We start from the raw sequence: 6,074 nt of genomic DNA, 5'->3' as shown, positions 1-6,074 counted from the left end.
ATTTTGGAAGCAGAACCCGCCACAAGAAATAATAGAAATCAAGGCAAATGCCTAGGAACAAAACTCGGGGCACTTCAAATGTACCCATCCATACCCGCACATGGATTGACACGGTCGCCGTGGACACTGCAACCTTCGAATGGGCCACGTGGTGGAACGAATCAAGGCTTTTCCAGGTTCTCAGGTAGCCTACTCCGGCTGAATCTGAGTGCGAATCCTGTGAACACGACTCCGGCCGAGAAAATGGAATTCAAAGCACAAACTAAGGATCAGACTCCGAAGCACGTCACGTCGCGAAAATATAGCAGTGGCCCGAACCTGCGACGTCTGGTTATAACTAGTGTTTTCCTTGGTGGAATCTTCTTTTGTATACCATTCGATTCTCTGTCGCAACGGGTCTTCAGTGTCGTGCCTGGAGGGGTTTTCCGGGGGTGATTGCAACTGAAAAAATCCTAAAGCTTGAGCTAGTCGAGGTGAGAGGGGGTAGAAATTAATGAAAATGGATGTCATGCCATATAGTGAAATTTGTTTTCATTTGAGGAGAGAGGAGCTCTAATGCGCATGCGTGCAGCTACACGATTTATAGCAATCATTGCCGCTACGGCAATGGTGGGTCCCGCCGTGGCCTCTGCTGGGCCGGACGACGGCAAAGTTCTCGGGACCAAGGGGCATATCGATGCTCCGAAAGCCCATTGGGTAGATGGGAACTTTGAGCTTCGAGCACTGGAGAATACCCGGCTGGAAGACGCGGTTCTTTGGATTGGCAAGGACGGTAAAAGTTTTACCAACGAGCCGGCGTATCAATACACTATTCGCGAAACTGACGAGCTGAGTGATCTCGGTGAACCGGGACAGGTTCTTTATGGTGCGCCTGCGGTCCCCGCTGACAATAGAAATCCAATCTGGTGGGGCTATGGATCTTCGGTAGAGCCTCCTTTCGACACATTCGCTGAAGGGGCTGCTGCGATGGATTTGCTTTCTATTGAAGGGCCCGGCGATGTAGCAATGTTTGCAGACCCCGGTGATAATTCTCCAGCCAGGAGGCTGTGGGGTAATACGGAAGGGTCTCCGAAGTCAGTTAAGCTCAATGAAGGGACCCATACTCACAATCATACTGTCTTTACCAAGCCTGGCCGGTATGTCTTGACCTACCGTTCCTCTGCGCGAACTGTAGACGGCGAGCTGATTAAATCGGAGCCACAGTCGTTGGCCGTCCAAGTTGGTGGAACGGCGCCAAAGGAGAAGGAGACCGATTCTCTGAAAGATAGGTATGAGGCAGCGCCGGACGGAGATGGCAGCTATAGCCTGGAAATCTCTGCTCCTGACGATGAGAATCTGTCCACTATAAAATTCGATTCGGAACAGCCTGTGGATGGCACCTTAACCCTGATGATTGACGGGTTTTTCCTTGCTGACCTCGAGGTTAAGGACGGCTCTGCAGAATGGAAAGAACTGTTAGGGCCGTTGGATTCAGATATCCAGGCGGTGTTTACGTCGGATGAGGACCGTTGGGTTTCAGCTCCAGTTACGTACAATGGGAAGTCGGTGTCTACCGATGAAACTGCTGAAAACTGGGTTGACAACACCGGAAAATCCCGTCAAGTCCAGGAGCTTGAAGAAAAGGGCATAACTGATCCCACAGTGGAAACCCGGATTGAATCTGTGAACGATGAGACTGTACGATTAGTGGTAAAAGCTGATCCTAATTTCTCCGGTTTTATCGAAGGTGGATTCTATGAGGATCCGGAGGCGAAATATATTAGCGACCCCCTAGAGGTCTATGTGCATAATGGCCGTGGCGAAGCGCTGCTGGCTGTCGACCCTCCAGTTGCGGGTAAAACGCTGAGGTACAATGTAATTCCCCACCCGATCGTCTTAGCTGAAGGGAAAAGAGTTACCGCTACTGAAGAATTCGACCCTTCTAGCCCTCTAGTTAATAAGACCAAGCTTGGAATGGGGGGCAGCGGGGCTACGCCGTCTACGCCGACCGCTGAAGGTGAGAAAGGGGCTGGGCAATGCGAAGATGCTCTCGTTCTAGACCGAGGTCATATTGATATCAAGGCAGGTTACGAAGACGGTAAATTCGTCACCTCATTAAAGGATGACACGGGACTTCACGACAATAACACGGTCGAGCGAAATCTCAATGACGTCGTAGTTGGGGTCCATGATAATGCCTTAAAGCAAAGGCCTGATAAAATCAGTTTTGACTATGTGGACGATGAGTTCTACTGGCTTCCCCAGACTCAGAATAGGGACATTATCTGGCCCGGTTATAACACCGAGACGCTTAATTATGACGACTTCGACGGGGCCGTGCGTCTTAACTTGAAGCCTAAAAAAGCGCCCGGAGATTGGGGACTGTTTATTGATCGAGGATTCGGAGAGTTCGAGACCCTGGCTTCCTCAACCGGTAACCACTTTGTAGAAACTTCATATGCGTCGCACACCCATACCAATTGGGCTTTCAGTGAGCCTGGAATTTATGAATTCGAAGTAGGGTTCTCCGCGAAAACGAAGGAGGGGGAAAAAGTCTCGTCTGAACCGCAGACTCTAACTGTGGCAGTGGGGGACTCCGCCCTAGATAATTGCAATAAAAGCCAGAACCCCGCTGACGAAGGTCAGAAACCCGGTGATGGATCCCAAGGCGAGCCGGAACCAAATGGTAAGCCCGAGTCAGGGCAGTCTAGTGCGACTGGCTCTTCGGCAGGGAACCCTTGGGTTTGGCTGGGGAGCCTCCTAGGCTTAGGGGCTTTGGTAGGAATAATTGCGCAAGTCCTTAGTAATCCCCAAATCATGCGGGTATTTTCCCGGTAGGCTGGATGCTCCATAGCCTGCTTCCGAGAAGTTAAATCAAACTTTCGTTTTGGTACCCCTCCCCCTAGTCTACGTTGTTGCGTGGTATTAGGGGGTACTGCAGGGCGTCTAAATTCGGCGGCGTGGCACCAATGTGGTCTGATCGGAGCTTGGATTGAGAACTCAATGGCTTGTATAGAGCATACTAAGGACATATATAGGTTCACCGCCATCGGGCTTTATTTAGCTCCTATGGCAGGACAACGTTAGCGGTACGGGCCTGTAGGAGACTACGCTGGTTTCCGCACTTCGACTTCAGAAGATTCTTAGTCTCAGGGAAAGTCCTCGGCTTTGGAGTATTCGCGGAGTATAATTGCAATCTGGGGCATGGTGCACGGAACATGGCTAACTATACGGACCTACCCACGTTTGATGACTTGGCTAGGAATGAGTCTTCTCTGACCATGCAGGGAGACTACGCCAACGATCTCCTCGCTCCTGTGGTGCAGCCAAGGGACACTACGATCTGCGTAACCGGACGACCCCCGTTGAATAGAGAAGTGGTTAGCTCGAGTACACTCCGGGCAGGTTTCGGTCGCTATTTCTGTAACAACGATGTCTGGGTAGAGGCGTCTCCGGTGATGAATCCGTGTCGAGTATTCCCTAGCGGGCTTAAAACATCCCGCTGGCGGCTGACACGGTAATGGAGTAGGTGCCGTGAAGGGGGCTAAAAAATCTCAATCCGTCCGCCTAAGGACTGAGACTGGCGTAGCAGTGAAACCCAGCCGTGGCTGCCCGGGTGTAGCCGCAAGACTGGGCGGGATGAGATCTTAATGGGGGAGACCGACTCCTTGCGCGCGCCGGAGCGGGCTTCAATCCGAGTGCGGGCACGGTAGCCAGCATCGGCGAGGTCAGCGATGGAGGGCTGGTCGCGGTCGAGGGCATCGCGTGCGGCCTGAAGGAGTTCGAGGGACTCGTCTAGGGCGTCTACTAGGGCTGGGGCGTTGGTCTCGCACATTTGCTGGACGAGCTCGGGGCGGGTGCCCGCCACGCGGGTGCCGTCCTTGAAGGAGCCGGAGGCTAGCGACTGGGCGAGGATCCCACCGTTGTCGCCCACCACGGAGAGTAGTTCGGCCAGGATGTGAGGCAGGTGGGAGATCCGCGCTACGGCCGCGTCGTGGTTGTCCACGGTCACCGGGACGGCTTCCGCGCCGACCATCTGGGTTATGCGGGTCACGTCGGCGAAAAGATCGATCCAGAATTGGCCGATCCGCTCGCCGCGGGCCTCGCATTCCTGGGCGTGGTCAAAGGTGATGGCCCAGGCGGCGCGCTTGAACATGCCGGTCTGGGAGTTATTCCAGCCTGAGTTGGAGGTGCCGGCCATCGGGTGGCCGCCCACGTAGCGGGTCTCCATCTGGCGTTGCCTGATTAGGTCGTAGACCGCGGTCTTGACGGAGACGACGTCGGTGATGCCGCAGTTCGGGGCGTGTTCAGCGATGGCGTCGAGGATCTCTCCTACGGCCTCCATGGGCACGGCCACGACGATGAGGGCCCCCTCGGCTTCGGCGCGGTGGAGGATGGCCGGCAGATCGTCCGTGACGTCGTAGCCCTGCTTGGCAGCGGTGCGGGCGCCGGACGTGGAGTGGTTGTAACCGAAAACGGAGTGTTTACATTCGGTCAAATCGCGCAGCAGAGAGCCGCCGATAAGGCCGAGACCGATAATGCAAATGGGACGTTGGACATCTGAAGAACTCACAGTGACAATCTTCCCACATTGCGACTACTCTCACGAGGTATGAGCGACGCAAATTTTTCCGGGTACTCCTTCGCGGTCACGGTTCACCAAGATAACGGCCGCTGGGTGGTGTGCGAATTCGACGACGATTTTGACGACGCCGAGCGCACCGTGCGGGCCGTGCGGAGCCTGCGCACCGAGGGTGCCGCTTTTGGGATGGTCTGCGTTGACGACGACTATTTCGTCATCATCCGCCCCGTGCCCGGCGGGGTCTACATGCTGCTCTCGGACGCTACGATGGCGGTCGATGATGATTACGCAGCGGACTTTCTGGACATGCGGGACCTGGACGTGCCGGATATCGACCCGGATGATTTGGACGACGTGGACGGCTTCGCCGACGGCGACTTCGACATCCTGGCGGATCTCGGGGTCGGCGAGGACCAGCTCGGCTTCATCGTGGACAACGACGAGGACTGGCCGTCGGACATGTTGCTGCGCATCGCGGGCGTTATCGGCTTCGGCGACGAGCTGGAGGAGGCCATCGACAACCTCGACAGCGACACCGACGACGAGCTCGACTGATGCCCGCGCCCACCCACGGCCTGCCGGACAGTGAGGGGTCGCGCCGGGCAGAAAGCCGCATGCGCCGCGCGCTCGAGGTGGCGGCCGGCACCCCCGCCGGGGACGTGCCGGTCGGTGCCGTGCTTTTTGATGCCTCAGGGCGCGAACTGGCCACCGGCGTCAACCGCCGCGAGCAGCGTCAGGACCCGACCGCCCACGCGGAGGTGGAGGCCATCCGGGCCGCGGTCAAAGAACACGGGGATGGGTGGCGGCTATCAGGCTGCGAGCTGGTGGTCACCCTGGAGCCGTGCGCCATGTGCGCCGGAGCGCTGCTGGGGGCGCGGGTCAGCTCGGTGGTCTTCGGCGCCTTCGAGCCGAAGACGGGAGCCTGCGGATCTTGGGTCGATCTGGTGCGCGCGCCGGGCGGGCTGCACGTCCCGCAGGTCCGGGCGGGGGTCCTCGAGGAGGAATGTGCGCAGCGCATGGCAGGATTTTTTGAACCACTGCGCTAGTTTGTGAGGTGTGAGATCTTTATGGCGGCGCGGTCGAGTATTCACGCGTATGCTGGGGTTAGCCAAACGAATTCGTTTCTAACAAGGAGGAAAATCATGGCCGATTTCGAGAACGCCAAGGACAAGGTCGTCGGTCAGGCTAAGGAAGCTTACGGCGAGGCTACCGACAACGATCAGGTTGCCAACGAGGGTAAGGGCGAGCAGACCGCTGCTGACGCCAAGGACAAGCTGTCCGACGCTGCTAACAACATCAAGGACAAGGCCTCCGAGGCCTTGGGTAAGCTGACCGGCGACGACAAGTAGGTCGTGGTCCCGGTGCGGCGGGCGCTAACCGGCGATTTTGTTAACGCGGGGCGCCTGCCGTAACCTGTTACGCGGTGGCGTGTCCGAGCGGCCGAAGGTGATCGCCTCGAAAGCGATTGTTGGGTAACCCCCAACCGCGGGTTCAAATCCCGCCGCCACCGCCA

The 6,074-nt window shown here is 56.8% G+C and carries 5 protein-coding genes and 1 tRNA gene; 5 read left to right on the top strand and 1 reads right to left on the bottom strand.

Annotation, left to right across the window (positions count from 1 at the left end):
• The first annotated feature begins 561 nt into the window (after positions 1 to 561).
• Positions 562 to 2,817 (top strand): choice-of-anchor M domain-containing protein, encoded by a 2,256-nt coding sequence (locus tag QQS52_RS06960; protein WP_472773178.1) that lies wholly within the window; start codon positions 562 to 564, stop codon positions 2,815 to 2,817.
• A gap of 706 nt (positions 2,818 to 3,523) precedes the next feature.
• On the opposite strand, the gene QQS52_RS06955 is transcribed toward QQS52_RS06960, so the two are convergent.
• A complete protein-coding gene (locus QQS52_RS06955; RefSeq protein WP_472773177.1) occupies positions 3,524 to 4,552 on the bottom strand; it encodes a prephenate dehydrogenase in 1,029 nt (342 codons plus the stop codon).
• Positions 4,553 to 4,591: 39 nt separating this feature from the next.
• Here QQS52_RS06955 and QQS52_RS06950 point away from each other — a divergent pair, with 39 nt between their 5' ends.
• The 4 genes from QQS52_RS06950 to QQS52_RS06935 all read left to right on the top strand — a co-directional run bounded on the left by QQS52_RS06950 (position 4,592) and on the right by QQS52_RS06935 (position 6,074).
• Positions 4,592 to 5,116, top strand: a complete 525-nt coding sequence (locus tag QQS52_RS06950) for a tRNA adenosine deaminase-associated protein (RefSeq protein WP_472773176.1) — start codon at positions 4,592 to 4,594, stop codon at positions 5,114 to 5,116.
• Between the two features lie 59 nt (positions 5,117 to 5,175).
• A complete protein-coding gene (locus QQS52_RS06945; RefSeq protein ID WP_472773183.1) occupies positions 5,176 to 5,607 on the top strand; it encodes a nucleoside deaminase in 432 nt (143 codons plus the stop codon).
• A 96-nt stretch (positions 5,608 to 5,703) separates the two neighbouring features.
• Positions 5,704 to 5,910, top strand: a complete 207-nt coding sequence (locus tag QQS52_RS06940) for a CsbD family protein (protein ID WP_070768522.1) — start codon at positions 5,704 to 5,706, stop codon at positions 5,908 to 5,910.
• 73 nt (positions 5,911 to 5,983) lie between these two features.
• Positions 5,984 to 6,074, top strand: a tRNA-Ser gene (locus tag QQS52_RS06935).

Source organism: Corynebacterium sp. 1103A (assembly GCF_055700955.1).
Note: the sequence above shows the minus strand (reverse complement) of the source record. Positions and strands in the feature narration are given on the sequence as shown.

Excerpts from the sequence above, each read along its gene's own strand:
- QQS52_RS06960 (WP_472773178.1), top strand. The coding sequence starts at position 562 with ATGCGTGCAGCTACACGATTTATAGCAATCATTGCCGCTACGGCAATG.
- QQS52_RS06950 (WP_472773176.1), top strand. The coding sequence starts at position 4,592 with ATGAGCGACGCAAATTTTTCCGGGTACTCCTTCGCGGTCACGGTTCAC.
- QQS52_RS06945 (WP_472773183.1), top strand. The coding sequence starts at position 5,176 with ATGCGCCGCGCGCTCGAGGTGGCGGCCGGCACCCCCGCCGGGGACGTG.
- QQS52_RS06940 (WP_070768522.1), top strand. The coding sequence starts at position 5,704 with ATGGCCGATTTCGAGAACGCCAAGGACAAGGTCGTCGGTCAGGCTAAG.